The sequence below is a fragment of the Bacillus cereus group sp. RP43 genome, from assembly GCF_040459645.1.
Classification (GTDB): domain Bacteria; phylum Bacillota; class Bacilli; order Bacillales; family Bacillaceae_G; genus Bacillus_A; species Bacillus_A mycoides_C.
Genome location: NZ_JARVHQ010000001.1, coordinates 2,417,365 through 2,442,504, shown reverse-complemented (window position 1 = coordinate 2,442,504; position 25,140 = coordinate 2,417,365). Strand labels below are relative to the sequence as shown.

The window sequence follows — 25,140 nt, the reverse complement described above, 5'->3', positions numbered from 1 at the left end:
GATTTTTAAATATATTTCAAACAGATCGAAGAAAATACCAACTTAACAATCTAAAGATGCTGACTTTTACCGATATATATAATTTAAACATAGAAGAAAGTGGGAAAATAACTTATGACAACTTATATTGTACAATCGACCGACTATAACCAAGTATCTGATGCATTACGACGCGAAATTGCTGTAATGCTACAGCGGGTTTGGCCAGATTTCGATCCCCTTCCTGAGGAAAAAATTCCTGAAACACATCTTAAAAAATTTAATGTACGCTCATTTTATTCCTATATAGATGGAAAGCTAGTCAGCTATGCAGGTGTAGTGCGCAAAACTATCCATCATAAGGGACAACCATTTAATATAGCCGGACTGAGTTGTGTAGCGACTGATCCAGATTATCATGGTCAAGGTTTAGGTTTACATACAGTTACTGCCGCTACCGAATGGATTGAAAAACAAAGCGATATAGATTTCGGTATATTTACATGTAAACCGTCTTTAGCTCCCTTTTATAATCGTGCTGGCTCTTGGCCTGTTATACCGGATGTAGTACTTATTGGTAGAGAAGATGAAAATGCTTTATCTAGTGCATCCTTAGAAGTTGCTGTTTTAATACGTTTGTTTTCCAAAAAAGCGAACTCCCATAAATCAATGTTGCGCCATACCACTATTAATCTTGATTTTCCAGTAGGCCGGTTTCTATAATATAGATAAACAAAAGCCAATTTCCATACGATTAGGACATTGGCTTTTTCTTTTTTATTTTGCTTCGCATATGCAATTCACATTAGCGGTTTTTTCCATACAGAACCGCTAATGCGGGATAAAAAAAGTTTCTCCCTAAGAGCGTTAAAACACGTACTCTTTAGGATAACCTCTAATAATTTATAAACTAAGAAAACATATTACTGAAACCCTGTTTTAATCCATTTTATTTTCAGCTGATATTTTAAAATACTTTGCAGATAATTTATAGGAACGATTCTCATAATAATAATCTCCTAATTTATAAGCTAATTCAGTAACCAAGCTATATTGCTGTTTTTCTATCCCCATCTCAATTGCTGTTTTCATATTCTTCTCATATCCATTATAATCTGCCCATATTTTAGATTTTTCCGCTTTAAATCCATATAGTTGAACATGGGCATACGGTACATCACAAATCGATAAAATTTCAAATGCCTCATCTATAAGTTTAGTTACTGTTTGCCAATCTTTTAATTCTATATAAATTTCTATTAAATTCCGAATTGTATATACCTTACCTTCTTTGTTTGGTAAATACTCACAAAGAATCAAGTTTTCCTCGTAACACTTTATTGCATTTTTATAATCTTTTAATGCTTGATAAATTTTCCCGTAATTATATTTCAAAAAACATAAATTTAATGGCTCATTTTCCACCTTTGATTCATTTTCTACTTGTTTTAAAGTTTCATATGCTTGTTCATACTGTTTATCTTTGTTATATTGCATCGCAAGAAGTATTAACGCATAAATTTTATATTGTTCTATATTAAACTTTTTATACAATGTATATGCTTTTTTTGCATATATGCGACTAATACTTTGATCTTTATTAAGATTCTGACTTACTATACTTAGATTGTAATACGTATCTGCGTGCAACTCTGTCTCTTCTGGTTCCAGCATATTTTCTATCTTTTTGTAAACTTCATATGCTGTAAAATAATCCCCTTTATTAGAAAAATAAAGACCTCGAGCTCTTAAGTAATATATATAATCTTCAGTATTTTTCATTTCCACTTGACTTGGAATCATTTGCGAAGCTTGTTCTACAAATAACTTCACATATAATACGTTTTTATTTCGGACATGATAGTATATGATGACGCCATACGTCTTTAATAATAAAGGAATTGAGTCCACTTCACGAACGTATAATTCTAACAAAGATAATTCAGCTTCAGTTATACTTTTATCTTTTTTATATTTATCACATATTTCAAGAATAGTAAGCTTTATCTCCTCATGATTACCATCTATAAGAAAATCACAATTAACACCCAGCTTCTTTGAAACTTTTATTAAAAAAGATGATGATGGTTTGATTTTCCCACTTTCTATTCTGCTTAAATATGTTATTGAACATATTCCTGATACGAGATCCCCCTGTGTTAATCCTTTATGCATACGAACTTGCCGAATACGTTCCCCTATTTCCATCTCTCTACTCTCCCTGTCTAACCATTTCATTCTTTTTGCTAATTAAGTCATTATGTATTTCTTAATCTTTCATACTAAATAAAGTGTATAATTTCACAAATGTAAAAAAATGTATCATCCATATTAATTTTACATTCATATTATGATTATTTCTAGATAGCTTGTTAAATTTAATGGTTTAAATTTAGGGTTTTTGACCACTTTTTTCATACAATTTTACTTCTTGTTATTAACAAAGACAGCGCCATATACTTGAATTACGATAAACTTAATAAAAGGGATTTAACTAAATGTAAACTATCATTCCTGATTTGGATAGTATGGTTGGTTAAACTTGCCGATTACATAGAGAGCATCTATTGTAAATCCGAAAGAAATTAATTAATCTTAATAGATTGATTATAACCGTCACATCCTATAAGTTCGTTTATCGAATTATTTATTAAATATGAAAGGATGATAAACATGATTGTAAGACTTAAAAATGAATCAGCACGAAAAATAGTAAGATATGTTGGAGGGGCCGTTTTACTTTTAATAATCGCTTCTTTCCTTTATCAGTGGAAAAATGACTTAGTAATTGATCATACTGAAAGAATCAGCTTTGCACTAGCTATCACTACTTTTCTATCTACCTTCTTACCTTTTAAAGAGAAAGTTAAGAAGTAATTACATATTTTTCATTCGCATAAAACATTTATTTTAGAATTTAAAAAAGATTCATCAAATGTTAACTATCTTTCTTGATTTAAATAGGCTTAATAGATGAATTCCAAATATCACATCCTATAAGTTAGTTCATCGAATTATTTATTAAATATGAAAGGGCGATAAATATGATTGTAAAACCTAAAAACGATTCAACACGAAAAATAGTAAGATATGTTGGAGGATTCGCTACTCTTTTAATACTAGCATCCTTCCTTTATCAGTGGAACAATGGTTTAGTAGTTGATGATACTGAAACATTTGGTTTCATGCTAGCCTTCACCAGTTTCCTATCTACCTTCTTACCTACTAAAAAGAAAGCTACTAACTAATAAAACATTACATATTTTTCATTCGCATAGAACAATTATATTAGAATTAAAAAAGGATTGATCAAAAGATCAATCCTTTACTCTACTTCATTTAAGAAGAACAATGTTAACGCACCAGGTCCTGTATGCGCTCCGATTGCTGCTCCAATTGTATTTACGATAAATACTTCACAGCCGAATCTTTCAGTAATTAATGCTTTTAATGCTTCGGCGGTTTCTAAATCATCACCGTGAGTCATACCGATTGTTTGACCTTTAAGATCTTTGCCACGCTCTTCCATAATATCAACAATGCGGCTTAATACTTTCTTTTTCCCTCTTACCTTTTCAAGTGGTACAAGTTTTCCTTCATCCACATTTAGAATTGGCTTAATGTTTAATAAACCACCGATAAAACCGGCCACTTTACTTAAACGTCCACCTCTAACAAGGTACTGTAAGTCAGCTACAGTGAAGATATGTTCCATATGCTCCATTAGAAAAGCGACACGGTTTAAGATTTCTTCTTTTGACGCACCCTCTTTTGCCATTTTGGCAGCTTCTAATACGACAATACCTTGACCGAGTGAGGCACATTTTGTATCAATAATTTCTAAATCTAAATCAGTGTATGTTTCTTTCACTTCTTCTTTAATGAGAACTGACGATTGATATGTACCAGACAATTCAGATGAAAAGGCTAAATATATACAAGGGTTACCTTCCTTTGCATAGGAAACAAATTTTTCTTGGAATGTTTCAAGTGAAGGCAATGACGTTTTATAAACTGCGCCTTCTCTCATTTTTTGCAGTAATGTAACTGATTTTAATGTAACCCCATCTAAATACTCTGTTTCTGCTTCATCATATACACGGAGTGGAATTAAATCTATATCATATGCTTGCAGCAATTCTACCGGTAAATCCGCCGCACTATCCGTAATGATTTTAACACCCATTTTTAAACCTCTATTCTGTTATAAATATAAAAAATATAAAATAAAAATAGTACTTTTAAATTATATACGTAAAACTTAAATGAAGAAAGGAAAAGACTTTATATTATATGCACTCTTCTTCAAAACTTGAACTATTATTAAAAATGATACCGTTTTCTCCTATTTCCATAATTTATTGTGCCAATTATGAATTACAACTCGTATCGTTCTTTATATAATAGAAATATTAAAACATTTCAAATGGAGGCCTAAAAATGGGAATTCAACTAGCTATACCTAATGATATAGAATGGATTAATAACCAATACGAATCAATCGGATTTGTACCGAGTGATTTATCACGAGATAAGGTTGCGATCATTACATACAACAAAGAGTATGCGGGTGTTGGACGTTTAGTCCAAATAGATGAAGATACAATTGAAATGGGTGGAATTTTCATTCTTCCTAAATTCAGGGGTCTACAATTAGCTGGGGAACTTGTTTCATTTTTAGTACAAACTGCGAAAAAATTACAAATACAAAATGTGTATTGTCTTCCTTTTGAAGAACTAGAAAGCTTTTATAAAAAATACGGCTATACTGAAGTCGATACTACAGAAGAAGACGTCCACCCAATTATTCTAAAAAAATATAATTGGTGTTTGGAAAATTACGATAAACATGTTTTACTATTTAAATTGTGAGTTTTGTAAAAAAGGAGTGAATATACTTTATATTACACCCTAGGTTATAAGATGTAATTATCTATGTTATTTAATTAGCTTCATTAATCAAACAACATTTACGCCAATTTTATGTCCGTTTTAAATAAGTGTTAGCAAGAACGTTTAAAAACTTGTTAGCACTTTTTTAAAACATAAACCTGAAGAAATTCATACAATTAAGTAACTATCCTAACTAGCAACAATATCATCCTTCATAAATATGAAAATGAATTCATTGAAGATAAACTGTTTGGAGGATATTCTATAGCACTGAGTGATTTACAAAAGAATACGCATCGATATGCTACGAATAAAAATAATCAGCTAATCAAGGGAATATAATCATTTTTATGTAATTCGCACTTGTACTTCCTGTTCTTGTATTACTTGAATTATTAATTCCAATACAATATTTTGTACTAACTGATACACATTATCATGAAATGTACTTTGTTCTGATATGTATTCAATACATTGATATATATATCCTTCTACCAATAAGCTCCCTTTTTCAACTTTAAATTTATTTTGTCCATTCTTTTTTACTTTTGGTACTAAAAATTCGGTTTTTGTCAAAATAATCTCCTGTTCCACCTCTTTTATTCCTATGACTTTTTCTTTAAATATAACTTTTTCTCGTAAACTAATTTCACCTTTATATCTTCCTATTTCTATTGGTAGTTTCGCTGTTATAAAATTATTTACTTCTCCCCCATTTTCACTCTCTAATATTATGCTGTGAATAGGAATCCATGAAGATGTCTCTACCTTATTCTCTTCATTATTCCCTTTAACTTTTTGGTTATATAATTCAAAAAGAACTCTCTTTTCATTAAGGTTTAAAGATACTATTTTACAATAAGCCTCCGAATGATACTGTTGCACTGTAGTTAATAACTTAGAATCTAATTCACGCCCCTCTGCATCTTTTCCATTTCGAAATACAAATGCATCTTGATTTTTCACATTTATTTTTGGAAATACTTTAAAGCTAGACACTTCTGAAATAATAGAAAATGGAGTTTTCACTACCATTGAATGCACTGAAGTCTCTATTTTTGATCCTAAATCTATACTTTCTCTCTTTGATTCAGTTTCTACACTTTTTTTCTCTGATTCATTTGCTACTTCTTCTTTCTCTAATCCAATCACTTTATTTTCTTTTGCTGGTTCAGTCTCTTCACTTTCTTTCTTTGATTCAATTGCCATTTCTTCTTTCTCTAATCCAATTACTTTATCTTCTTTTTTTGGCTCTGTTTCTTTACTTTCTTTCTCCAATCCAATTACTTTACCTTCTTTTTTTGACTCTGTTTCTTTGCTTTCTTTCTCCAATCCAATTACTTTATCTTCTTTTTTTGACTCTGTTTCTTTACTTTCTTTCTCTAATCCAATTACTTTATCTTCTTTTGCTGATCTAGTTTTTTCGCTTTCTTTCTCTAATTTAATTGCTTTATCTTCTTTTTTTGATTCAGTTTCTTTACTTTCTTTCTCTGATTTAATTACTTTATCTTCTTTTTTTAATTCAGTTTCTTCACTTTCTTTCTCTAATCCAATTGCTATACCTTCTTTCTCTGCTTCAGTTTCTATACTTTCCTTTTTTTCTCTTATTTCGCGCGAATCATCTTGAACATTCAGCATTTTCCCTTTGTAAACTTTGTTCCATATTTCCTTACCAACCCATGGCTTATTCATCACCATCCCCCCATCTGATGAAATTCATAAAAATATGCTTTTTGTACGCGACCATTTCATCATTATATATGTTTTATAATAATAAAAAAGACATTGTCTTTTTAATAAAGACAATGCTTTTTTAGTTTTATACTTGTACTTGTTGTACTTGTAAAACTTTTAAAGTAAGGTCTAGTACAATTTTTTCACGAAGAGTTCCAAATGGCTCGTTTAATTCTGTTGGACAAGGTGAAAAGTCTAATTCAAAAAATTGAGCGCTTACTAATTCACAATATGGTTGTTCATTATAAAACACTGTATTTTCGAAGAAGTATTTGTCTAAACGTGGTAAATCACCATTTTTAGGATTAATAAAGTGAGATGTAGTATCTGAAGAAGAAGCTACTATAGCTTGTGATAGAAAATCTGCTGCTGTTAAATCTGCAAAACCAGAAAATGGAACATTTGCAATACGATCATATAGCACTCCATTACACTCATCATTTGCATATTCAATATTTTTACGAATATATCCTTGTACAAATAATTTTGCTCTTGTAACTCGGCGGTAATTTGTACCTGGTACTGGAGTAAATGCTACAGGAACTAATTTACATTGTGTTAAAAACACGTTTTTTAAGATACGTTTAATTTCAACTGCTGGAGGATCTAATGAAATATCAGATTCTACAACAATTTGAATTGTTCTTTCTGCTAATACAACTGGTATTTTTACAATCGGTGCTCCTGGAGTAAGAATTGGTGTTGCAGCTGCATCACTTAATGGTGTTTGAGTTTGTCCTTCTACCTGACATGGTACATTAATCGGGCATTGTTCGCTCATATTTTATAATCTCCTTTATATGAAAAATTTAGAGCTTTTTTAAACTCTCTATACTGTATATGTATCTCTTCTATTAATGCGTGGGTTTGTATCATAGTCACTTTTATCATTTACAAAAAAAAGAGTAATTTCCCTTTAATAGTCAAATATACACAACTTAATATACTGAGTTTTTATGAGTGTTTACCGATAAAAAATAAAATTTATTAACTCTCATCGTAGGAGAATAAAATGATATGTTAATTAAATTCAATAGTAAAAAAGATAACCATATTTTTAAAGGAACTTTCAAAAAATCTATTCTTAAATTTATTGATTTCTTCATTTCATAATATCTATGCAACTGCAATTTAATATTGGTAGCACCTTATTATTAAAAAATAAAAACCGACTTAATAAAGTCGGCTTTTATACCCAAATTGTTGTGGAATCACTTCATCTTTGTCATTCATATCGTTGTTTTACTCTCACCTTTTCCAATAGAAATTATCAACGCTTCTAAAGAAAATAATCTTGTCATTATTCTCCCTTTCAATTCTATTAATTAACATCTTTCTTAATGTCTTTAGCTTAGGTAAAATTATCTTTGGATATTTTAATTTATAATTTTAAAAAGGGACTAATTAATGTTAATTTAATAGGATTTGCCAGCCTTATTATGTTGTACAATTTAATTTGTACAAACTCGTTCATTTACCTATTATTCACAAAATAAGTATCATACGCTTTATCAAAAACATATCCTAACTTTTCAGCTAGTTTAGCAGAAGTGCTATTCGCTGCATCCCAGTTTGGATATTTCCCATTTTCTAAACACTCCAATATTAATGCTGCACTAACTACAGTTGCCAATCCCTTTCTTCTATGACTCGGGTCAGTAGCAACTTCAATTTCAATACCACCATCATAAATGCTATATGATGATGCACCACATAAGACTTCTCCATTATACAAAATACAATAACCTATACCTCGATTTACATAATCATCTATTGAACGGAATTGGCTTATAAAATCTTCAGAAACCTTGTGTAATGATGGGTTATTCGCAATATGCTCATCTATCTTTCTTAATTCATATCCTTTTGGAAGTGCCGATATAAAAGATTGTAATTTTGTATGATTAAACAATTCTGAATTCCGTTTGAATTTATACCGTAAAAACTTATCTATTTTTATTTCGTGGAATATTTCTAAACGCTTTTTCCATTGATCACTATTTACGATTACTAAAATTCTTTCAGGGATGTTACGTAATAACTCTTCTGTCTCTTTTGCATTTGGATCCCCAGCGTAAAATGTGAAAATCCCTACCGTAATTTGCGCTACTGTCGGGTTTTCAAGATCGTTCACCCAGGCGTTGCCCATATGTCCTTGTAAATAAGAAAGTAGAACAACATTATTAAAATCCTCGAACATAGAAACTAATTTTTTTCTTGTATGTATTTTTGCCTCATATATCATTTACATTCCCGCTTTCTTTAAAATCAACTAGACTCAACATTTTCATGAGTTGACTTTTATTAGTATTCTTATACACACTTATTTATTATCTAAGTAAATGTCTATGAAACTCAAATATCAAATAATTATAAATTATACGTAAATGCAAATTTATTATAACATCTAATTACATTGAAATGATTTCCCAATCAAGAATTGCTATTTTCAGATTCATTTTAATCCTCATATCTCATTTTCTATTTACAAGTAAAAACATTACTATTCACTCAATAAATACATTGTTCACCAAAACGAAAAATTTGTAATTCCTCAAATAAAATAAAAACATCTTGATATTCTAATAAAACCTATTTATTGATAAATTTTTGCATGTATACCAAATCAAGATAAATAACTGTAAGATTGATTTGTAAATAAGCTTATTAAGGGGGATTATTAAATGTCTGATTTGTATTCTCGTCTTTCAAAAAGTGATGCCGCCGTTCTTCTAGTGGATCATCAAACAGGTCTTATTTCCAGTCTAGTGCGCGACTATGGTGTTGATGAATTCAAGAACAATGTTTTAGCTCTTGCTAATACCGCTAAGTTTTTTGATTTACCAGTCATTTTAACAACAAGCTTTGAAGACGGCCCTAATGGCCCACTCATGCAGGAATTAATCGAACTATTTCCGAATGCACCTAAAATAGCTCGTCCTGGACAAATTAACGCATGGGACAATGAAGAATTCGTTAAAGCCATTGAGGCAACAGGTAATAAACAACTAATTATCGCAGGGGTAGTCACTGATGTTTGTGTTGCGTTCCCAGCACTATCCGCTGTAAACGCAGGATATGAGGTTTTTGTTGTAACCGATGCATCAGGAACTGTTAGTAAACAAGTAGCAGATGCTGCTCTTTTGCGTATGGCTCATGGAGGGGTCCAACTAATGAATTGGTTTAGCGTTGCAGCAGAATTACAGCGTGACTGGCGAAATGATGTTGAAGGTTTCGGAGCTTTACTTGCTAAACATCTTCCAAGTTATCAAAATATCATTGGTAGCTATATGGGAGCCCAAAGAGAGCTTAGCAAGTAAAATCTTAATAAAAAATCAATCCTGTCTAAAATCAGAATTGGTATTGTATTTTCGTTAACTTGATGGCGATGTATGGTAACTATGATGACTAATTACCCCTAATAAAATTCACTCCATAAAAAAATAACAGCAGGTATTTACATAATTAAAAAAGGGCTGTCGTAGCAGCCCTTTTTTAATTATTTTACTAATATTGTATAAGTTCCTACTCCAGCGCTACATTTATTTACACTTAAATAAAAATCCCGCTGCAATTGATTTCTTTCATATTTTGTTGCGTAAGCTGGATGCATAATTGAAAATACGAACCAGCTTATTACACGCTACTACGGCATATCCAGTATAGAAAACAATAAAAACCTTTACTTTCATTAATGTATACAAAGGAAAAAGAAATAATTTCCGCTTCCACATAATAAACAACCAAATATTAATGTAGCAATATTGTATTTAATCATTTCAAAACCCTCATTATAATATACGAGGGATAATTGTAATAGATACGTTATATCTCATTCTTAGAAATATAAGATTCTGTCTCACCATTTTTATATATTTTAGTCAATTTAATAATTGACTTGTACGTATTATTATCATTAATTATCATTTTTTTCATCTCTTCTATTTCCGCATTGCCAGTTCCACTCTCTATTTTTAAACAGTTTGAAATGTTGAGATATCCACTTGATGCGAAAAGAATGATAAACGTAATATCAGGGAAATTAATGAACAGTACTCCGAAGTTCAAAGGATTTGCAGCTGTATCCGATAATATCAATCGAAAATCTAACAGTTCTGGCACTTGAACAAAATCTTTAGAAACAATCGCTTCACCTACTATTGTAATTTGCTTTACTACATTCCCAAGTTCATCAGTAAATTCAATACATCTAGGCGCATCAATTGTTTTTGCTTGTAGAGATAAATTCAATTCAGAATTATAAAAGTCGAAAAAGAGTGTACTTCCCTCCGTTAAACACTGTGGACAAACATTTCCAAGGAGACTAAAATCCTCTTCAATAAATTTAACTTTCGCTTTACAACTACACACTTTTCCTATTCGAATCGCATCAATTCTTGAACAATCTACAAATATTACCTCACTGTCTTCTTGTGCAAATGCAACTATACCTTTTATCTCATTAAATGAAATGAAATAGGATACAACTATTTCGTTTCCGTCTATTGTGATACTCTCAATCCTAGAATAAGGATCTAAGCTTTTCAAAAATTCACATATACTATTTTGACAACATTGACAATTTCGTTTCGGCTCGCAATCCACTTACATTCAATCCCTTCCCTATATGTTTTTATCTAATACACATAATATGAGCGGGATATATGAAAAGCTTGGACAATATAATTTTAACGTAAGAATATAATTAGTTACGCCTAACATCAATATGGAAATTACACCAATAATAAGTAATAACACATAATTTTTACTATAAATACATATAACAATTTCATCTTTCAATGAAAAAGCGTTATAATGAGGTGCAGCCTCTAAGATTACGTTATAAAGGAGATTAAAACAATGACTAAAATTAAAGTATATCAAGTAAAAGAAGAAAATATGGAAGCAGTAAAAAACATTATTGATGTTGAGGAACAAAACCCAACTGCTGAAAACTTACAAAATCTATACGCATGTGTATTAGATACTGAAGATATGGCATTGCCTGAATCATACATTGAAGAAGATATCTTAATTGATTCTATGGAAGTTATGGTTAACGCTTCTCAAAGCAAGCTAAGAGACTTAGGTACATATGATGTAATCGAAGTTCAAAACAAAGGTAAAAAAACACATATTTTATTATTAGCAGACGAAGAATACGAAATTATCGAAGGCTAATTCGACTCCGTACATAAGAAAAAGCTCCTTTCAAAATTGAAAGGAGCTTTTTCTTTACGCTTTTGATGTTTCACTTTTCACCTTATTTTGTTCTTTCTTATATACCATGCGCTCATTTCCCATAAAGAAAATGAATACGAACGCTAAACTTGCTGGGACTAACGCCCACATAAATGTCTGAACGATTGAACTAGAAAGAGCGTCAATAATTTTATCTAATATTTGCGGCGGAATTTGAGATCTAGCCGATTCTGATAAAATAGCTCTTGAATCTCCTAAAGCGTTTGTATTCATTCCTCCGCTCATACCTTTAAAAGCTTCTTCTAATTGATCTTGGAAACCTGTTCTTTGAATCATTCCGAAGATTGTAATACCTAGTGTCATTCCTAATGAACGAATGAAATTACTCGTTGAAGTTGCAGATCCACGCTGTTCCATACCAAAGTTGTGAATAGCTGCCATACTTAGTACAGAGAATGAGAAACCTACTCCAAATCCAATGATAATCATATAAACCGTTAATAATATTCGACTTGTTTCTGGCGTTAATGTGCTTAATAAGAATAGTCCAATTAGCATAATAACAGCAGAAATAATCATAATGTTTCGGTAGCTAAGCTTCGTCGTTAAAAATCCGCCTAACTGCGCTGTTACGACTGATCCTAACATCATCGGTAAAAGTAATAACCCTGAGTTTGTTGCGGTACCCCCATATACACCTTGAATAAATAACGGAATATACACAGTCGCTGACATAAATGCAGCCCCGTAACATAATGCAATAATGGTACTCATTCCGAATAAACGTTGTTTAAACATCTCGAATGAAATGATTGGCTCTTCTACTTTTCGTTCAATAAAAATAAAGGCGATTATTAAAATAGTGAATCCACCAAATAAACTTAAAATAAAGCTAGAATCCCAATCATACTTTTGTCCGCCAAGCTCTAAGGCAAACATTAAAGAAACTACTGCACCAACTAAAGTAATTGCGCCAAACCAATCAATTTTTTGCTTTCTATGAACTCGTGATTCTTTATAAAAGAATGTAATAAAAATAAGTGCTAAAATGCCAAGCGGTAAGTTAATATAAAATACCCAGTGCCAGCTAATATAATCTGTAATATATGCGCCAAGTAATGGCCCGAAAATACTTGATAAACCAAATACTGCTCCAAATAAACCACCCATTTTCCCGCGCTTTTCAGGAGGGAAAATATCAAACACGATCGTAAACGCGATCGGCACTAATGCCCCGCCGCCAATACCTTGAATAGCACGATAAATGCCTAACTGTGTAATATTTTCAGCAGTACCACAAAGTGCCGAACCAATCATAAAGACGATTAAACCGAAAATAAAGAATCTCTTTCTACCATACATATCTGATAGTTTACCGAAAATCGGCATACCTGCCATTTCTGCGACCATATAGGCAGAAACGACCCATACAAAATTTTCAAGGCCTCCTAAATCACCAACGATTGTTCCCATCGCTGTTACGACAATGGTATTATCCATTGATGCCATTAAGATACCTAGCAATAAACCGGCAACAACGAAGCCGAGTTTATTATTCTTCTCAACCATATTTCTTGCTCTCCCTCATACTACTTATATTTGTTTGTTTTCTTTTACGACTGAATTCCCTTTTTGGTTAAAACTAGTATGATATTCTACAACACTAATTTCACAGCCAGGGCCAATTATAACATGATTTCCTCTTACTACATCTGCTATTGTATGTTCTAAATAAATATCATCCCCCTCAATAATTGATGTTTGAAGGCTTCCTGCATGACTTGTAAAAGGAATAAATCTCGCTTTTTTACGTACTCTAATCTTTTTCCCACCGATTTCTCTCACTTTACTTCCTTCATAACGAAGTGAGATTTCAATATTTTCAGCATTAAGCAAACCATCACTTTCAAGACCACCAGTTAGTAATAATTCCTCTACTTCTATATCTCCCTTCACATTTAAAGCGCCTTTCACATCTACGAAATCGCCGGATAGCTTCCCTTTAAATTCTATCATACCTCTAACTTTTGTTTTATTAATTTGTCCGTCGCCTTGTACTTGGGCATTGCCATATACTTTTACATATTCCGCCTCCATATTCCCCTGTACTTCACTATCTCCATACACGACATAATTTTTCGCCTTCATATTGCCACGTACTTCACTCGTACCATACGTTTTAAAATCATTACAACTCATATGATTAGAGATTGTTCCTTCGCCGCGAATCTTCACTTTATTATAATCTCCACCTGCCGAGCTACCTGATCCATTTACAGTAAGACTATGTTGATTTTCCATATCGATCGCTCCCTTCCTTTAAACCTGCTTAATTTCTTTCACACTTGCGTTTTTATCAACATTAAGTACACCTGTATATTCAATAAGATCAATCTCACAGTTCGGTCCTACTGTAACGTTGTTTCCTCTTACCGTTTTAATGTGAGCATAATCAATATCGATATTGTCACCTTCTAACAATTCAGCCTCTAACTGCAGGCCAAATACTGTTTTAAAAAGTTTACTAAAAGTACTCAATCTATGTCTTACTTTAATTGTTTGACCGCCAATTTCTTTCGCTCTACATGTGCCGTGAATATTAATATTAATTTCATCTGCGCTTAATAATCCACCAACTGTAAATTGTCCTTCAGAAGAAAAAACATCAACCTCGCAATTACCATCAATCGTCGCTTGACCATTGATTTTAAATTCTTCACCGGTGACATTTCCACCTATCGTACCTTTTCCTGCAATTTTTAAACTGTTCGCCTTTACATCTTGTGTAATTGTCGCTTTCCCATCGATGCGCATCATTTCTGCGCTAACTGTACCATCAACTTTACCCGATCCGCTAATTCTTGCATTACTACTTTTCAAATCACCAGTAACTGCACCGTAACCATTACATTCAAATTGCTCACATTCAACATTTCCATTAACAGTTCCTTTTCCGTTTAGCTGTACTTTGTGAAACTCACCACCATTCGATGAACCGTAACCGTTTATAATTAAATTTTCTGTACGCATGATTTTTCCTCCACTACAACAGTTTAGTTTTTAATGCTTCGGTATATTTCGTAATTGCTTCCCGTAAAACAATTTTTGTTCCCTTTTCAAAAATTAAATCGTCCACGTTTGAAACTAAGAAACATGTAGAAATCCCTAACTTTCGAACGATAATTACGTCACAATTTTTATGCTTAATCGCTTCGTAATTTTCACTTAATACTTGTAAGACCATTTTCCCCTCTTCTAAACTAACGTCTCCTGATTGAAGAAGTTCTTCTAACATATACACGTAAAGAATATCTGCAAATTGAAACTCTGCCGTTTTATTCGTTTGTTCTATAAAAAATTGTAAGACTGGTTCTGATGCAATACCCTTACGTAACAAATCATCCTTTGTTAAAAGAATTTCTGTCACGCTCGGTGAAAACATATTTGCTAATTCATCAAGTGATAAATCCTCTTTCATCGTTTGGATTTTATCAATACGTTCTAATATCTTTTCTTTCGGAAAAAATGTTTCCTGACCTGTGAACGTTGACTTCCGTACAAACCAATCTTCCGGTATTAAATTTTTTCTCTTCCACCTATATAACTGTCCGTATGAAATACCAGTTAGTTCTAATAAATCTTTTTTTGAAATTAAATCTGTACTCAACTGTATAACACTCCTTCCTGATAACAATGTAACATAACACTGTTACGCTGTAAACGGACTTTTATAATAAGTAGCGTAACAATGTGTAAAACAAACCTCCTTTTTATATAAAAAAAGGTTCTTACGCATTTCATCAAAATGCATAAGAACCTTTATATATCAAGCTTTAAACCATATATCGTAATAATCAATCCAGCCTTGTGAATTAATCATTACATTTTGTATTTTTTCGTGTGAACTTACTCGCTGTTTATTACGATATAAAGGAATGATATGTATTTCACGTAACAGTGTGCCCTCAATATCGCGTAACAGTGTCACCCGTTTCTCTAATTGATTTTCTGTAAAATAAGGCTGCAATACTTCGTTAAAGTTTATATTGCTATGCTGATGAATAAAGCTGTTTTTTGTAAGAAACATATATAGTAAACTCTCTTCTATCCGTTCGCTAATTGTCGCACTATCGTGCATTATATCAGCCTTTTGTATCGTACTCATTTGCAATAACTCTTCTTGTTCAAGAAACTCAATATCAATTTTAATTCCGTATTTTGCACATTCTTTTTGTATCCAATGCGCATCTTCAATGTGATCTTGCCCTGTAAATGTATATAATCGCAGTGTTTCATTACGGTAAGAGCTGCATTTAATAAATGTATGTATATCCCTGTTAATTTGAATTGTACCGTTCTTTGTGAGTACTAATCCATCCGCTACTTCTCCGCGCTCTCCCTGTAATTCTTCAACAATTTTATTACCATGAATAATTTTATATAAAGCTCTACGAAACATCACATTTTGCATAGGTCCTTCTTTTGCAGTATTTAACGTAATGTAAGTTACATTCGACTCAAGTCTAGATACTTCTTTATGATGGCTTTCTATATTTTTATAACGTGCTTTCGCTAATATATCGCACGTATTAACTCTGTGCTCTACATTCCATAATTCAATTCGGTCGAGAAAAGGTCGCTCGCGAAAATATAAATCATTTGCTTCTAATACGAATACATCCTCATTCTTTTCACATAACCGAAACGGTCCAGTACCGATTAACTTCCCGTCTTGATCTTCATTTACAATCGAACACTGTTCTGTACTTAAAGCATGTAAAAACAACTTATTATCTGTAGATAAACGAATCTGCACAATATAGTCATCAAGAATATGTAAACTTTCAACGTGCTGTAACATCCAAGCATGCGGGTTATTTTTTGCTTTCATAAATCGTTTAAATGTATGCACAACGTCATGAGCGGTAAATTCTTTCCTGTTATGAAACTGAACACCTTTTCGTAAATAAAAAGTCCATTTATATTTTTGGTCATCATATTCCCAATAAAACGCAAGTCTTGGCTCTACACTATTTGTATTTCCTTCTACATACACTAATGCGTCATATATATGTTTTACCATATGACATTCCGAACGCATCGTAGCGTATACAGGGTCTAATGCAATATCTAGATTCATTTGTACTTGCAAACGTAGCACATCTCTTCTCCCTTTAGATGTCCTTTCGACTTGATAACCGAATATCGAATCTATCCAAGTTTGAAATTGAGTTTGAAGCGATGGAAAATATGAGCTATACCTTTCAATAAATGCACTTCCGCTTTTTACATCCCCTTGTTTCGTTATTTCTTTTCCTCTTTCTAAAATTAAAGAAAGTGGATATTTTTGAAATAACAATTTTGAACGATTCCCTCTCCCTCGGCCTGGAAACCACATAATCCAATTTAATTCTTCTAATTTTTTTATGATTAATTTACTATTTCGCTCTGTACAAAATAAAGTTTCAGATATATTTTGTATAGTTATTTCTAATTGTTCTCCCTCTGCTCTCCCTTTTCCATACTGGAGCCACAGGTGCATATATTGCTCCAAAATAGTCATAAAACGCCCCCTAAAAGATGAAAAATCTTCCTCTTTCATTCTACCCTTTTTCATTTCTAGCTTCCATCTTATCATTTAAATATAGAAAGGAGGAGTTAGAAATGAATCATCTTTTAAAACGTTATAATAAGCCCATCCGCATTCGGTTGTTCGGTGAATTGTTAGTTCGAACGACTGAAGCGATGTTAGCTATCATTTTTATTGTTCACGTTAATAAAGCTTTAAATGGTAATGTCATAGTTACAATGCTTCTTTTCGGATTACAGCCACTCGCTGATATAGTATTTACATTAATCGCTGGGGGGGTAACAGATAAATACGGCCGAAAGAAAATCATGTTACTCGGATTACTTTTACAAGCTTTTGCCGTAAGCGGATTCGTTTTTGCTGAATCAGTCACTTTTTTCGCTTTATTGTATGTCATAAATGGTATTGGACGCTCTTTATATATTCCGGCACAGCGAGCTCAAATCGCTGACTTAACGAAGGAAGAACAACAGGCAGAAATATTTGCTGTTCTGCATACTACGGGAGCGATTGGCTCTGTAATCGGACCATTAATTGGTGCTTTTTTCTATACTAGTCACCCTGAATATTTATTTATTTTGCAAGGTGTAGCCCTTACGCTATATGCTATTCTCGTTTGGACGCAGCTTCCTGAAACGGTCCCACTCAGACAAAGCGTTAATAAAACTAAAGAAGTATATTCGCCAAAACAATTTATTTCAAAGCATTATGCTGTGTTTGGACTTATGGTTTCTACGCTACCTATTAGTTTTTTCTACGCTCAAACCGAATCGAATTATCGTATATTCGCCGAAAGTGTATTTCCAAATTTTTTATTCATACTCGTGTTTATCTCAACTTGCAAAGCAATCATGGAGGTTATTCTCCAAATTTTCCTTGTGAAATGGTCTGAACGATTTTCTATGCCTAAAATCATTGTTATTTCCTATACTTGCTATACGTTAGCTGCGATTGGCTACGGTTATTCCACAACAATATGGTCATTATTCTTCACATTGCTCCTTTTAGTAATTGGGCAAAGTATAGCTTTGAATCACTTACTACGATTCGTTTCACAAATCGCCCCAAGTCATAGACGCGGATTATATTTTTCTATATATGGTATACATTGGGATATTTCAAGAACTTGCGGGCCTTTTGTAGGTGCATTGTTATTAAGTAAATTAAGCGGTAGTACTCTATTTTATATTTGTGCCTTCTTATTAATAATTGGTGGTATCATTCAAGCATTTTTTGTTCAGTCGTTAGAGAGAACAAAAGCAAAAGAGCTGTCCCTATAGGAACAGCTCTTTTATTTAACCTGCCATATTATTTATGCTATCCTCCGGTGAGAACACAGAAATATGATGTACTTTACCGGTCGATTTCGGAATTATAAATTTCAATTCAAACTGATCATTTACTTTATAAACATAAATTTTATCATTACCATTTACTTTAACTGACGCTGGTTTTCCTAAAGCCTTTTCGATTTCTTGTAACGTAATCGATTTGAGTTCTGAATGATATGAGCGAACGTCAAAGACTTGAGATCCTTTGTTAAAGCCAAATGCTACATTTTCACTTGTAAAAGTTGCATACGTCCCGTTGCCCGCTTGATCAGTTTTATCTGCTTTTCCCCACGCTTTTTCTATTTCCTCGATGTCACCTGTATGTGCTGCATATGGTACGTTAGGTACTTTACCTTCTTTCGCTTGCTCAAATAAATCTTTTACATGGTTAATTGATTTTTGATTAAGCACTGTATTTTTCGTATTAGACTCCGTTGATGGTTTTACCGAATCTTGACCTTTTGGTTTTTCCATAGACTCTTTCTCTGTTTTTTGAGCGGTGTCCTCATTCTTTTTACCCGTTTCTGACGTATCGCTCTTTTTTTCTGTACTATTTTCTGATGTTGAATTAGTTTGTTTCTTTTCCTCAGCGTTATTACACGCGGTTAAAGCCACTACACACGTTAAAGTTAGGAACAATATAAGCACTTTCATATATACTTTCATCCTTTTCAGCCTCCCTTTTCATCATATTCACTTTTGTAACCATTCCATAACACTACTCTTTAAATTATTTTTACTCCAAAAAGTAAGTGCTTCGGTTTCTCCGAAAGTATGGACTATATATTCTATATATGATTTTCCTAAAAAATAACCGAGTCGGTTGTATCCGAAATAAGTCCCTCCTGATAAACGGAACCATTCTTTCTCTTTTTCATCTGTCCACCCTTTAATATAATCTTGTGAAAAATGTTTCTTAATTTGATCTTTATGTTCTTCATAGCAATACAACCAATCGTCACCATCATTATCATATGAATAATAGACTGATTTACTTAATCCTTTAGCTATTCTTTGCGATAAATATGTCGCGACTCCCTCACGATATAAACTAACCGCTGCATCAGCCCATTGTGCTTTAGTCCAATCCATTCCACTCTCTTGCAATACGAAATTATGATATATATGACCGATTTCATGGGCAACGATAACACGAAGATGCTCCCTTTCAGGAGATAATTTTTCTACCGCAAGAAATATATCCCCCATAATATCTCTTTCTACAAATGCATTGGAACCAAATCCACCTACAAATAGATGAAAAGTCAAATCTATATTAAAACCAAATTGAATGCGATACTCCTCACTAATTTCTTGAATAATAGATGGTAAAATTTCCGAAATAATACGAATGTCTTCTAGTTTTTCAGGATACTTTTTAATTGCACTAGAAAGACGTTCTTCCGTCTTAGGACAATGATAATTAAAATACTCTTCGAAGGCTTCTGGGTACATATCATAATATTTTTTCAAGTCATATAATCCTATATCATCGCTTTCCAAAAGCTTCAAAAAGCTTGGAATTGTATTGTTAATCATCTTATTCATCTCCTTGTATACACCTTCTCTCATTACTTATTACAATCCTTCTACTATAACTTAAAATGAATTGTTACAAAATTCACTTTAAATAAAAAAAACAAAAAAATTGTCGTTACATAAAAAAGTTCTTTATTAAAAAGTAGTATACATACCACATTTTAATAAAGAACTTTTTTATATCCCATTATTATATACAGTTATTAATAATCTCATTTGCACGGTATGAAGTAGAAAATACATTGAGATTTTCTTGAGTTCAAAATCATATTTCGCTTTATTCCTGTACTATCAATGATTTAAGTAAGCGTATATCCACATTGGATTTTTTAAGTTCATGTATATTAAGAAATTTCACACCATTTCAATTCATGTTTGTTCTATTTTTTTCATGTATAAAATTAAGAAGTTGAATATAATCATTTTCTTGTCCAATATCGAATCTTTTTCCATCAATAATTTTGCCATACACGTTCTTAGTCATAAGCAAAGACTCTATTGCATCAGTTAGTTGATACTCACCTCCGTGTCCAGGCGCAACCTTTTTTAGCAACTGGAATATATTTGGCGTAAAAATATAGCGTCCAATCACCGCAAGATTAGATGGAGGATTTACTTTTGGTTTTTCAACAATATTTGTAATCTGAATATAATCTGCTTTAACACTATTCCCATTTACAATTCCATATCTCCCTAAATCTTCATCTGGTACTGTATGGATACCTAATACACTACTTTTTGTCTCTTCGTATATCTTAATTAGTTGATTTAAGGCAGTTTCTTTATCAGAAATTATGATATCATCTGGCAAAAGCACAGCAAAAGGATGATTACCAATAAATGTTTCTCCTAATTTTATTGCCTCACCAAGTCCTCTCGCATACGGCTGTCTTACATAATGGATTTGAATGTTAGGAATATTATATTTTTTTAACAATTCGACTTTTTGTTCCCTTTCTAAAAATGCCTCTAGTTCTAATGAATAATCAAAGTAATCAACTATTAAGTTCTTTCTACTTGAAAGAACAATTAATATTTGTTCAATACCTGACTTCATAGCTTCTTCTACAATATAATGAATTGCAGGTTTATTACCTATTGGAAACATTTCTTTCGGAACTACCTTTGTAATAGGAAGACTCCTTGTACCATAACCAGCAGCTGGAATGATCGCTTTTTTTATCATTCCTCTCTCCTCCCTTCTTCAACATGTTTTCAATATTATACTCAATAGAACCCTTAACCGCGCATCACAAATTAAAAAAAGGCTCCTATCTTACATCGCTTGTATGAATAGGCCTTTTTATATGTCACCAATCTAACTTGTCCACTAATATACTGTAAAAACTAGTAATAACTTCAGAAAGGTGATTGCCATATGAATATATGTATTATAGGATCTGGTTATGTTGGGCTCACATCGGCGGCGGTTTTAGCCGATTTAGGTCATTCTATTATTTGTGTAGATAAAGATTTTAATAAAATCCAAGCTCTCCAGAGGGGCGAATGTCCAATTTACGAACCTGGTTTAAAGGAACTTATTTACAAAAATCAAAAACAACTACAATTCCAGCATGATATTAGTCTAGCTATACAACAATCACCAGTTATTCTTATTGCTGTAGGAACCCCTTCTAGCCCCAGCGGAAAGACAGACTTAAAATATTTATACTCTGTTATTGACCTACTAGTTCCAGCAATAACATCCTATAAAACAATTATTACAAAAAGTACAGTTCCACCTGGAACGAATCAACATTTATATGAAATGCTCATCAAAAATGGTGTACCGTCATCCCTATTTAATATTGTTTCTAACCCTGAATTTCTCCGTGAAGGATCTGCTGTTCAAGATATGCTTATTCCAGATAGAACTATTATTGGTATCCAAAAAAATGACACAAAGTCATTAAAAGTTATGCAAAATATATATAAAAAGATTAATGCTCCATTCCTTTGTACAGGTCTAAGCGAAGCTGAAATGATTAAATATACCGCCAATGCATTTTTGGCTACAAAAATATCTTTTATAAATGAAATCGCCCGAATTTGTGACGCGTATCACATTGATATTAATGAAGTGGCAAAAGGAATTGGCTACGACTTTCGAATTAACCCCCATTTTCTTCAAGCAGGAATGGGATATGGAGGATCGTGTTTCCCAAAAGATTTACATTCACTCATATATACAGCAAATGATAGGCAGGTAACAGTTCCTATTTTGCAAGCTGTACAATCCATTAATTCTACACAGATTGACCTCTATGTTGAAAAAATTAAAAATACCATAAAAGTGCCATCTTCAAAAAAAATAACTGTTTTAGGAATTTCCTTCAAACCAAACACTGATGATATTCGTAATTCACTTGCTGTAGAACTTCTTGAAAAATTACTTCCTCTTGGTTACAACCTTCATGCGTATGATCCAAAAGCTTCTCTTCCTCCGTATTTGAATAAACAAGTTACACAACATAAAGAACTAAAATCCTCAATCACAAATTCTGATTGTATTATTCTTGCCACAGAATGGGATGAATTTAAAAAACTTAATTGGCAAGAAGTCAAACAATTAATGAAAGGATGCACAATTGTGGATGGACGAAATTGTATTGATAAAGATGAAATAGAGCAGTACAGTTTACGCTATATAGGAGTTGGTCGTTCATGAAAATACTTGTAACAGGCGCCGCCGGTTTTATTGGTTCTCATTTATGTCAAGCATTACTTAAGAATAAGTCATATCATGTAGTTGGAATTGATCACTTTATTGGCCCTACCCCAACGGCCTTAAAAACAGATAATATTCAAACCCTCCAAATGAACCCACGATTTCAATTTATAAGAGACAATATATTAACTACAGATTTACCCAAGCTTTTAAAAGATGTAAAAGTCGTTTATCATCTAGCTGCTATCCCTGGCGTAAGAACAAGCTGGGGAAAAGATTTCGATCCTTATGTAACCAATAATATACTTGCTACACAATATTTACTTGAAGCATGTAAGGAAGTAAAGTTAGAGAAATTCATTCAGATATCAACATCTTCTGTTTATGGAGAAAAATCTGGGATGGTTTCTGAAAACTTATTACCGATTCCACTTTCTCCATACGGTGTCACAAAATTAAGTAGTGAACACCTATGTCATATTTATCACAAAAATTTTCATATACCAATTGTGATTTTAAGATATTTTACAGTTTATGGACCGAGACAACGACCTGACATGGCATTCCACAGATTAATTAAACAAATGCTAGAAAATAAACCTGTCACAATATTTGGTGATGGAACACAAACACGTGATTTTACCTATATCGATGACTGTATACGAGGAACCATAGCTGCTTTAGAGACAAGCGAACATATAGTAGGAGAAGTTATAAATATCGGTGGAACAGAACGATCTTCCATTTTAAATATCATTTCTACTCTAGAAAAAATATTAGGTAAATCAGCAAATAAAATTTTTCTAAAATCAATTCCTGGCGAACCAAAACAAACATGGGCAGATATATCTAAGGCTAATAAACTATTACAATATCATCCTGTTGTTTCTTTATCCAATGGATTGGAAGCAGAATATCAATATATAAAACAACTTTATAAAGGAGACTAGTTTATGAAAATCGCATATGTATGTACTGAAAAATTACCTTCTCCAGCAATTAAAGGTGGTGCAATTCAAATGATGATTGATGGAGTATCCCCCTATATATGTCAAGAATTCGAACTCACTATTTTTTCCATCTCGGACCCAAGTCTTCCAAAACAATCAACACAAGACAATATTCATTACATGTATTTCCATCAAATAGAATATGAGCAGAATGTTATAAAAGCACTGCAATCCAATACCTTTGATATTATACACGTTTTTAATCGTCCCAAAAATATCCCCCTATATAAACAAGCCTCTCCAGACAGTAAATTTGTATTAGGCCTTCATAACGATATGTTTGCTGAACACAAAATATCCATCCCTGAAGGCAACCTAATTATTGAAATGGTTACAGCTATCGTTACTGTTAGTAACTATATTAGAGAAACAGTAATTGAACGATTTCCACATGCTGAACATAAAATTTCGATTGTCTACTCTGGTGTAAACATAAAAACATCTCCTCCAATTTGGACACGCAAAGGACAAGAAATTAGAAATGAATTTCGGACGAAATACGCTATCCAAGATAAAAAGGTGATTCTATTTGTCGGTAGATTGACCAAAAACAAAGGACCAGATATACTCATCCATGCTATGAAAGAGATTATTAAAATCCATAAAGATGCGGTACTCGTTATAGTTGGAGGTAAATGGTTTAGTGATAACAGAATAAATAAATATATTAAAAAATTGCATAAACTCGCTAAACCTATTAAAGAACACGTGATTTTCACTAAATTTATTCCGGCGGATCAAATTCATAATATATTTTTAATGGGAGACATATTTGTTTGCAGCTCGCAATGGCATGAGCCATTAGCACGTGTTCATTATGAAGCAATGGCTGCTGGAACCCCTATCATTACAACAAACCGTGGTGGAAATGCAGAAGTTATAACAGATGAACATAACGGCTGCTTAATTGAACAATATAATAACCCGAAAGAGTTTTCTAGGCTTATCCAAGGTTTGCTATCTCAACCAGAATTCGCAAAATTGATGGCTCAAAATGGCAGGCAGATTGTTGAAAAAAACTTTACATTTATGCATACAGCTAATAAGTTAAAACAAGTATATAAGCAAGTTATAATACCAACAAATCAACCTGTAAAAAATCTAATGCGGCCACTTAAAATTCAAATTATATAAGATGAAACTTTAATCAGTGTTTTTCCCCCCACTGGTTATTAGTTGCACCACTCGGGCTTT

At 32.5% G+C, this 25,140-nt stretch carries 24 protein-coding genes; 10 read left to right on the top strand and 14 right to left on the bottom strand.

All coding sequences use genetic code 11. The annotated features are described in order from the left end of the window. The first annotated feature begins 114 nt into the window (after positions 1-114). The gene (locus QCI75_RS12880) at positions 115-702 is read left to right on the top strand and encodes a GNAT family N-acetyltransferase (protein WP_353760604.1); all 588 of its coding nucleotides are present in this window, start codon (positions 115-117) and stop codon (positions 700-702) included. 216 nt (positions 703-918) lie between these two features. On the opposite strand, the gene QCI75_RS12875 is transcribed toward QCI75_RS12880, so the two are convergent. Continuing rightward, positions 919-2,187, bottom strand: coding sequence for a helix-turn-helix domain-containing protein (locus QCI75_RS12875; RefSeq protein WP_353761527.1), 1,269 nt, complete (start codon positions 2,185-2,187; stop codon positions 919-921). Between the two features lie 465 nt (positions 2,188-2,652). On the opposite strand from QCI75_RS12875, the gene QCI75_RS12870 reads away from it, so the two are divergent. Continuing rightward, the gene (locus QCI75_RS12870) at positions 2,653-2,856 is read left to right on the top strand and encodes a hypothetical protein (RefSeq protein WP_144506412.1); all 204 of its coding nucleotides are present in this window, start codon (positions 2,653-2,655) and stop codon (positions 2,854-2,856) included. Positions 2,857-3,023: 167 nt separating this feature from the next. Then, the gene (locus tag QCI75_RS12865) at positions 3,024-3,227 is read left to right on the top strand and encodes a hypothetical protein (RefSeq protein ID WP_353760603.1); all 204 of its coding nucleotides are present in this window, start codon (positions 3,024-3,026) and stop codon (positions 3,225-3,227) included. A gap of 77 nt (positions 3,228-3,304) precedes the next feature. On the opposite strand, the gene QCI75_RS12860 is transcribed toward QCI75_RS12865, so the two are convergent. Further along, complete coding sequence (locus QCI75_RS12860) at positions 3,305-4,165, bottom strand: DegV family protein (protein WP_105584985.1); 861 nt, start codon at positions 4,163-4,165, stop codon at positions 3,305-3,307. A gap of 254 nt (positions 4,166-4,419) precedes the next feature. Here QCI75_RS12860 and QCI75_RS12855 point away from each other — a divergent pair, with 254 nt between their 5' ends. Then, the gene (locus tag QCI75_RS12855) at positions 4,420-4,851 is read left to right on the top strand and encodes a GNAT family N-acetyltransferase (protein WP_002012927.1); all 432 of its coding nucleotides are present in this window, start codon (positions 4,420-4,422) and stop codon (positions 4,849-4,851) included. Positions 4,852-5,220: 369 nt separating this feature from the next. On the opposite strand, the gene QCI75_RS12850 is transcribed toward QCI75_RS12855, so the two are convergent. The 3 genes from QCI75_RS12850 to QCI75_RS12840 all read right to left on the bottom strand — a co-directional run bounded on the left by QCI75_RS12850 (position 5,221) and on the right by QCI75_RS12840 (position 8,851). After that, positions 5,221-6,564: a BC_2427 family protein gene (locus tag QCI75_RS12850; protein ID WP_353760602.1), complete on the bottom strand. Its 1,344-nt coding sequence runs from the start codon at positions 6,562-6,564 to the stop codon at positions 5,221-5,223. A gap of 127 nt (positions 6,565-6,691) precedes the next feature. Continuing rightward, positions 6,692-7,387 carry a CsxC family protein gene (locus tag QCI75_RS12845; RefSeq protein ID WP_144506409.1) on the bottom strand — a complete coding sequence of 232 codons (696 nt, stop codon included), beginning with the start codon at positions 7,385-7,387 and terminating at the stop codon, positions 6,692-6,694. Positions 7,388-8,080: 693 nt separating this feature from the next. After that, positions 8,081-8,851, bottom strand: a complete 771-nt coding sequence (locus QCI75_RS12840) for a GNAT family N-acetyltransferase (RefSeq protein WP_353760601.1) — start codon at positions 8,849-8,851, stop codon at positions 8,081-8,083. Positions 8,852-9,290: 439 nt separating this feature from the next. On the opposite strand from QCI75_RS12840, the gene ycaC reads away from it, so the two are divergent. Continuing rightward, positions 9,291-9,926, top strand: a complete 636-nt coding sequence (gene ycaC, locus QCI75_RS12835; protein WP_144506407.1) for an isochorismate family cysteine hydrolase YcaC — start codon at positions 9,291-9,293, stop codon at positions 9,924-9,926. A 505-nt stretch (positions 9,927-10,431) separates the two neighbouring features. Here the strand turns inward: ycaC and QCI75_RS12830 are convergent. After that, on the bottom strand, positions 10,432-11,211 hold the full coding sequence (locus tag QCI75_RS12830) for a BC_2878 family exosporium-associated protein (RefSeq protein ID WP_144506406.1): 780 nt from the start codon (positions 11,209-11,211) through the stop codon (positions 10,432-10,434). A 255-nt stretch (positions 11,212-11,466) separates the two neighbouring features. Between QCI75_RS12830 and QCI75_RS12825 the strand changes: the two genes are divergently transcribed. Further along, complete coding sequence (locus tag QCI75_RS12825; RefSeq protein WP_002136820.1) at positions 11,467-11,787, top strand: hypothetical protein; 321 nt, start codon at positions 11,467-11,469, stop codon at positions 11,785-11,787. A gap of 54 nt (positions 11,788-11,841) precedes the next feature. Here QCI75_RS12825 and QCI75_RS12820 read toward each other — a convergent pair whose 3' ends face one another. The 5 genes from QCI75_RS12820 to QCI75_RS12800 all read right to left on the bottom strand — a co-directional run bounded on the left by QCI75_RS12820 (position 11,842) and on the right by QCI75_RS12800 (position 17,410). Beyond that, the gene (locus QCI75_RS12820; RefSeq protein WP_144506405.1) at positions 11,842-13,377 is read right to left on the bottom strand and encodes an MDR family MFS transporter; all 1,536 of its coding nucleotides are present in this window, start codon (positions 13,375-13,377) and stop codon (positions 11,842-11,844) included. Positions 13,378-13,401: 24 nt separating this feature from the next. Further along, on the bottom strand, positions 13,402-14,109 hold the full coding sequence (locus QCI75_RS12815) for a polymer-forming cytoskeletal protein (protein WP_144506404.1): 708 nt from the start codon (positions 14,107-14,109) through the stop codon (positions 13,402-13,404). 18 nt (positions 14,110-14,127) lie between these two features. Further along, positions 14,128-14,838, bottom strand: coding sequence for a polymer-forming cytoskeletal protein (locus QCI75_RS12810; protein ID WP_002136823.1), 711 nt, complete (start codon positions 14,836-14,838; stop codon positions 14,128-14,130). Between the two features lie 13 nt (positions 14,839-14,851). Then, a complete protein-coding gene (locus tag QCI75_RS12805) occupies positions 14,852-15,475 on the bottom strand; it encodes a YhbD family protein (RefSeq protein ID WP_002161451.1) in 624 nt (207 codons plus the stop codon). Between the two features lie 159 nt (positions 15,476-15,634). Beyond that, a complete protein-coding gene (locus QCI75_RS12800) occupies positions 15,635-17,410 on the bottom strand; it encodes an SgrR family transcriptional regulator (protein ID WP_353761526.1) in 1,776 nt (591 codons plus the stop codon). Between the two features lie 62 nt (positions 17,411-17,472). On the opposite strand from QCI75_RS12800, the gene QCI75_RS12795 reads away from it, so the two are divergent. Next, a complete protein-coding gene (locus QCI75_RS12795; protein WP_144506402.1) occupies positions 17,473-18,678 on the top strand; it encodes an MDR family MFS transporter in 1,206 nt (401 codons plus the stop codon). 15 nt (positions 18,679-18,693) lie between these two features. Here the strand turns inward: QCI75_RS12795 and QCI75_RS12790 are convergent, their stop codons facing one another. The 3 genes from QCI75_RS12790 to QCI75_RS12780 all read right to left on the bottom strand — a co-directional run bounded on the left by QCI75_RS12790 (position 18,694) and on the right by QCI75_RS12780 (position 21,454). Further along, positions 18,694-19,395 (bottom strand): YjgB family protein, encoded by a 702-nt coding sequence (locus QCI75_RS12790; RefSeq protein ID WP_353760600.1) that lies wholly within the window; start codon positions 19,393-19,395, stop codon positions 18,694-18,696. Positions 19,396-19,422: 27 nt separating this feature from the next. Then, a complete protein-coding gene (locus tag QCI75_RS12785; protein WP_353760599.1) occupies positions 19,423-20,268 on the bottom strand; it encodes a DUF5700 domain-containing putative Zn-dependent protease in 846 nt (281 codons plus the stop codon). Between the two features lie 364 nt (positions 20,269-20,632). Next, positions 20,633-21,454 (bottom strand): UTP--glucose-1-phosphate uridylyltransferase, encoded by an 822-nt coding sequence (locus QCI75_RS12780; protein WP_353760598.1) that lies wholly within the window; start codon positions 21,452-21,454, stop codon positions 20,633-20,635. Positions 21,455-21,646: 192 nt separating this feature from the next. Between QCI75_RS12780 and QCI75_RS12775 the strand changes: the two genes are divergently transcribed. Genes QCI75_RS12775 through QCI75_RS12765 form a run of 3 tightly spaced genes read left to right on the top strand, consistent with a single transcriptional unit; the run spans position 21,647 to position 25,080 of the window. Next, on the top strand, positions 21,647-22,936 hold the full coding sequence (locus QCI75_RS12775; protein ID WP_353760597.1) for a UDP-glucose dehydrogenase family protein: 1,290 nt from the start codon (positions 21,647-21,649) through the stop codon (positions 22,934-22,936). Beyond that, positions 22,933-23,886: an NAD-dependent epimerase/dehydratase family protein gene (locus QCI75_RS12770; RefSeq protein ID WP_144506397.1), complete on the top strand. Its 954-nt coding sequence runs from the start codon at positions 22,933-22,935 to the stop codon at positions 23,884-23,886. Before QCI75_RS12775 ends, QCI75_RS12770 begins: the two co-directional genes overlap by 4 nt. A 3-nt stretch (positions 23,887-23,889) precedes the next feature. Next, on the top strand, positions 23,890-25,080 hold the full coding sequence (locus QCI75_RS12765) for a glycosyltransferase family 4 protein (RefSeq protein ID WP_353760596.1): 1,191 nt from the start codon (positions 23,890-23,892) through the stop codon (positions 25,078-25,080). Positions 25,081-25,140: the final 60 nt, after the last annotated feature.

Bases quoted from the DNA above. Each gene is read 5' to 3' on its own strand.
- QCI75_RS12880 (WP_353760604.1), top strand. From the start codon at position 115: ATGACAACTTATATTGTACAATCGACCGACTATAACCAAGTATCTGAT.
- QCI75_RS12875 (WP_353761527.1), bottom strand. From the start codon at position 2,187: ATGGAAATAGGGGAACGTATTCGGCAAGTTCGTATGCATAAAGGATTA.
- QCI75_RS12870 (WP_144506412.1), top strand. From the start codon at position 2,653: ATGATTGTAAGACTTAAAAATGAATCAGCACGAAAAATAGTAAGATAT.
- QCI75_RS12865 (WP_353760603.1), top strand. From the start codon at position 3,024: ATGATTGTAAAACCTAAAAACGATTCAACACGAAAAATAGTAAGATAT.
- QCI75_RS12860 (WP_105584985.1), bottom strand. From the start codon at position 4,165: ATGGGTGTTAAAATCATTACGGATAGTGCGGCGGATTTACCGGTAGAA.
- QCI75_RS12855 (WP_002012927.1), top strand. From the start codon at position 4,420: ATGGGAATTCAACTAGCTATACCTAATGATATAGAATGGATTAATAAC.
- QCI75_RS12850 (WP_353760602.1), bottom strand. From the start codon at position 6,564: ATGAATAAGCCATGGGTTGGTAAGGAAATATGGAACAAAGTTTACAAA.
- QCI75_RS12845 (WP_144506409.1), bottom strand. From the start codon at position 7,387: ATGAGCGAACAATGCCCGATTAATGTACCATGTCAGGTAGAAGGACAA.
- QCI75_RS12840 (WP_353760601.1), bottom strand. From the start codon at position 8,851: ATGATATATGAGGCAAAAATACATACAAGAAAAAAATTAGTTTCTATG.
- ycaC (WP_144506407.1), top strand. From the start codon at position 9,291: ATGTCTGATTTGTATTCTCGTCTTTCAAAAAGTGATGCCGCCGTTCTT.
- QCI75_RS12825 (WP_002136820.1), top strand. From the start codon at position 11,467: ATGACTAAAATTAAAGTATATCAAGTAAAAGAAGAAAATATGGAAGCA.
- QCI75_RS12820 (WP_144506405.1), bottom strand. From the start codon at position 13,377: ATGGTTGAGAAGAATAATAAACTCGGCTTCGTTGTTGCCGGTTTATTG.
- QCI75_RS12815 (WP_144506404.1), bottom strand. From the start codon at position 14,109: ATGGAAAATCAACATAGTCTTACTGTAAATGGATCAGGTAGCTCGGCA.
- QCI75_RS12810 (WP_002136823.1), bottom strand. From the start codon at position 14,838: ATGCGTACAGAAAATTTAATTATAAACGGTTACGGTTCATCGAATGGT.
- QCI75_RS12800 (WP_353761526.1), bottom strand. From the start codon at position 17,410: ATGAAAGAGGAAGATTTTTCATCTTTTAGGGGGCGTTTTATGACTATT.
- QCI75_RS12795 (WP_144506402.1), top strand. From the start codon at position 17,473: ATGAATCATCTTTTAAAACGTTATAATAAGCCCATCCGCATTCGGTTG.
- QCI75_RS12790 (WP_353760600.1), bottom strand. From the start codon at position 19,395: ATGAAAGTATATATGAAAGTGCTTATATTGTTCCTAACTTTAACGTGT.
- QCI75_RS12785 (WP_353760599.1), bottom strand. From the start codon at position 20,268: ATGATTAACAATACAATTCCAAGCTTTTTGAAGCTTTTGGAAAGCGAT.
- QCI75_RS12780 (WP_353760598.1), bottom strand. From the start codon at position 21,454: ATGATAAAAAAAGCGATCATTCCAGCTGCTGGTTATGGTACAAGGAGT.
- QCI75_RS12775 (WP_353760597.1), top strand. From the start codon at position 21,647: ATGAATATATGTATTATAGGATCTGGTTATGTTGGGCTCACATCGGCG.
- QCI75_RS12770 (WP_144506397.1), top strand. From the start codon at position 22,933: ATGAAAATACTTGTAACAGGCGCCGCCGGTTTTATTGGTTCTCATTTA.
- QCI75_RS12765 (WP_353760596.1), top strand. From the start codon at position 23,890: ATGAAAATCGCATATGTATGTACTGAAAAATTACCTTCTCCAGCAATT.